The following is a 3,859-nucleotide window of genomic DNA, read 5'->3' as shown; positions in this document are numbered from 1 at the left end:
TCTTTGGTACCGCACTGTCTGGGATAAACCGTTACCTGCATACCAAACTCTCTGCCCGCATTTTGTTTAGCCTGCGCGATGATGTGTATGGCCACTTGCAGAAACTCTCACCGACATTTTTCGCGCAACGCCGCATCGGCGATATTCTCTCCCGACTGGACGGTGACGTGGCGCAAATCCAGCGTTTTGCCGTGGATTCTCTGTTTTCGGCGGTATCCAGCATCATTGGTCTGGTCGGCGCGATTGTGCTGATGGTGACCCTGTCATGGCAGTTATCGCTCATCGTAGCGCTGCTGATCCCTTTGGAAATTCTGTGGTTGCGCTGGATGCGCAGAAAAGTCGAAGTCCGCACTCGCAGGCTGCGTGAACGTTCCGCAGATCTATCATCATTTCTGGTCGAAACCCTGCCAGCCATGAAGTTCATCCAGTCTGTCGGGCAAGAGAAAAAAGAAGCCAATCGGCTGAGCGGGCTGAACGAACATTATCTGAGCGATCTGCTCAAACTGCAGGTTACTGAGTTCTTCACACAGGCAGTTCCGGGCACCTTAACCTCATTGTCGCGGGCAGGAGCGTTCCTGATCGGCGGCTATTGGGTCATCGAAGGCCAATGGCAGCTAGGCGCCCTGATCGCATTCTCGACGTATCTGGGGATGGCGGTGGGGCCAGTGCAAAGCTTGTTGGGCTTATACGTCGCCATACAGCGGATGACCGTGAGTTTGGGGCGTGTCATGGAATTGCGTCGGGAGCCGGTGCTGGTGACCAATACTCAAACGCAGGCTGACTTCCCCTCAAGCGGTGGCGCGCTGCATTTAGACAGTGTGACCTTCGCGCATGGTAGCGGTCAACGCAGTGTCACTGTACTGAATAGCGCGACCGTTGATATTGAAGCGGGAAGCAAGGTGGCGTTAACCGGGCCGTCGGGTGCTGGCAAGTCGACCCTGATCGATCTACTGCAGCGGCATTATGATCCTGATACAGGTTCTATCTCGCTCGACGGAGTTGATATTAAAACCTGCCCAGTAAGTGAGCTACGTCGTCGTATTGCTGTTGTCAGTCAGGAGATCGTACTGTTTAGGGGCAGTGTGGCGGACAACATTCGTTATGCCGCGCCTAATGCTACCGATGAGCAGGTTAAGGTCGCTGTGATTCAAGCGCAGCTATGGGACATGATTGAACAGATGCCGCAGGGGCTGGATACCCCATTGGGCGAGCGCGGACAACAGCTTTCTGGTGGGCAACGTCAGCGTATCGCAATCGCCCGTGCGTTGTTGCAACAGCCCACGGTCTTGGTATTGGACGAAGCAACCTCCGCCGTCGATGAAGCGACCGAACGTGAGATCATCAGTGCCGTGGATACACTTTTTTCAGACCGAACACGCATCCTGATCAGTCATCGGGCCTCAACACTGCGTGATGTAGACCAACGGTTTGAGCTCTCCAAAGGACAGCTTCGTAGTGTCACACTGGAGGCGCAATAACATGGCAGCGATCAAAGTCGGCGTCGTTGACAGTGGCTTCTTGCCCCGTCAGGCAGATTATATTCAGGACTCAGCCGCCTTTATCGTTCAGGACGATTCGTTGTGGCAGGATCAGGCCACTGAAGATCAGTTGGCACATGGCACTAAGATATGTGACGTCATTCATCGCATATCGCCAGACTCAAAAATCCTTTTGGCTCAAGTGTTTAGGGCACGATTTACAACCACTGCATTACAAGTATCAGCAGCGATCCGCTGGCTCACGGAACAAGAAGTTAATGTGATTAATTTAAGCCTGGGCTTACGGACCGATCGCCCGCAACTGCGTGAAGCGGTTGCTGACGCTATCGCCGCCGGTGTACTGATCTGCGCCTCATCACCTGCAAAAGGTGAGCCGGTATATCCATCCGCGTATCCCGGTGTATTGCGTACCACAGGGGATGCACGTTGCACGCTGGATGAATGGTCCATGCTGAATACCCAATATGCAGATATTGGCGCACACGTGCGCTGTTTGGACGGTAGCATTTCCGGGGCTAGTATTGGCACGGCATATGTGGCGGGACATATCGCAAAGTTCATGTCTGATCATCCTCATGCTGGTCGAAAAGAACTCGGACATTACCTAAAAAATAACGCCAGTTACTTTGGTGCAGAGCGTCGCGGACCTGACGAAGTCTGGACGGATGAGGACAGTCACCATGCATAAACCCATCATTGTTCTGGGTGGGGGCCCAGCGGGCGGTGCGGTCGCACTCGGCTTGATTCGTTTAGGGTACCCCGTCACCGTGATTGGGCAGGCGCGACCCTTTGATGCGGTCGAAGGCATCTCAGAGCGAGTCGTGGACGGTCTCCGCGGTGCCGGCTTTCACAAGGCGTTAACTGCGATTCGCACTCCTTCAGCCCGTAATGCCACCTGGAACGGCGAAAGTAACAGCGCGAACACTGAGCGCCTTATCAGCCGCCGCAAGTTGGATGAAGGTATCTGGCAGGATTTGCAGGATGCTGGTGTCGAATGTATTGATGGAAGAGTAACTGGTGTAGAACAGGACAGCTCCACGCTTAATGTCACATATCAGACCGATGCAGCATCAAATGCTACACAGACAATCCAAGGAGCGTTTCTCGTTGAAGCTCGTGGCCGTGCCGCACCGTCAGCACGTCTGAAGCGATTCCGAGGTTCTGAAACCATCTCATTGCTGCAATATTGGCAAGGTCCGGCAGCAGAGGCGCAATCTGCGGCGGTGAGTTTTGAAGATGGCTGGGCATGGATGGCGATGACTGAAGAGGGCAAACGTTACCTTCAGCTCACCTTTGATGTTGCCACCGCGAATTTACCCCCCAAAGCAGAGCTGGCTCAATTCTGTACGCAACGATTGTTAACCATTCCGCAGGCCGCACCGTTTATGGCGAACGCGGAACCTATCGGTGACCCGCATGCCCGTACCAGTACACCGATTCTTTGCGAAGAAGCGGTGGGCAATCGCTGGATTAGGGTTGGCGATGCGGCAATGGCCGTTGATCCACTCTCAGGTAACGGTATTTTTCAGGCCATGTCTTCGGCACTGCAAGCACCGGCTGTGATCAATACGTTGCTTAAATTTCCGGAGCGGATGGCATTAGCCAAAGTCTTCCACCAATCCCGTGTTAACGCCTTGTTTTACCGTTTTGCCCGAATAGGGCGGGACTTTTACCAGATGGAAACACAGTGGAATGAGCGCCCGTTCTGGGAGTCACGCCACCATTGGCCCGACGATATCCCGATGCATATTGCGACCACGTTTGATGAGTTTGAAGTTAAAACCATGCCGGTGGTTCAGGAAGGAGAGATTATTGCGGCAGACGTTGTGGTCACCCCTGATCAACCGCTGGGTATCTGGCACCTGGGGGGTATTGAGCTGGCCCCAGTCGTGCTTGCGGTGAAACAGAGAAAAGAAGGGCAGACACTTGAATCTTGCTTAAGTGACTTAGCGCTTGCGCCCTCCCAACGTGCAGCTGTGATCAACTGGCTGCAAGGCATGGGGCTAAGGTAATTACGCCACGGACTTTCAGCTCATCACCATTAATCCACGTAGCCTTTGTAGGTTGGGACGAGCGAAGCAGATTCCCAACACTACCTATCTCGATAAACGTCTGATGTTGGGTTTCGCAAGGCTCAACCCAACCTACGGCACTAATTGGACGGTGACCGCTGCTTAGGGTTTCCGCAAAAAACGTCATGAGCGCCGCTTAGGCAAGGCTTTCATCGTGGAAAAAGCGCAGTTTGCTGGAAGCAAATGAGCATTTTGGAGCGATGTATAACGCAGCATAAGCAAGCGCAATCGTTTTTGACACTTTATCAAGGGAGTTTTTATTATGCATCCTGCATTCTCCGTACTGAT

General features: G+C 53.4%; 3 protein-coding genes. All 3 read left to right on the top strand.

Annotated features, from left to right (window positions below):
- Positions 1–1,478, top strand: a 1,478-nt coding sequence (locus ABYW01_RS16230; RefSeq protein WP_372834672.1) for an ABC transporter ATP-binding protein, incomplete at its 5' end; no start/stop codon positions are given.
- 1 nt (position 1,479) lies between these two features.
- On the top strand, positions 1,480–2,187 hold the full coding sequence (locus ABYW01_RS16225; protein WP_372834669.1) for a S8 family serine peptidase: 708 nt from the start codon (positions 1,480–1,482) through the stop codon (positions 2,185–2,187).
- Positions 2,180–3,511 carry an NAD(P)/FAD-dependent oxidoreductase gene (locus ABYW01_RS16220; RefSeq protein WP_372834666.1) on the top strand — a complete coding sequence of 444 codons (1,332 nt, stop codon included), beginning with the start codon at positions 2,180–2,182 and terminating at the stop codon, positions 3,509–3,511. Before ABYW01_RS16225 ends, ABYW01_RS16220 begins: the two co-directional genes overlap by 8 nt.
- Positions 3,512–3,859 lie beyond the last annotated feature (348 nt).

Source organism: Pontibacterium sp. (assembly GCF_041587635.1).
GTDB lineage: Bacteria > Pseudomonadota > Gammaproteobacteria > Pseudomonadales > Balneatricaceae > Pontibacterium.
The sequence above is the reverse complement of the archived record's forward strand: the minus strand, read 5'-3'. Positions and strand labels throughout refer to the sequence as shown.

Bases quoted from the DNA above. Each gene is read 5' to 3' on its own strand.
- ABYW01_RS16225 (WP_372834669.1), top strand. From the start codon at position 1,480: ATGGCAGCGATCAAAGTCGGCGTCGTTGACAGTGGCTTCTTGCCCCGT.
- ABYW01_RS16220 (WP_372834666.1), top strand. From the start codon at position 2,180: ATGCATAAACCCATCATTGTTCTGGGTGGGGGCCCAGCGGGCGGTGCG.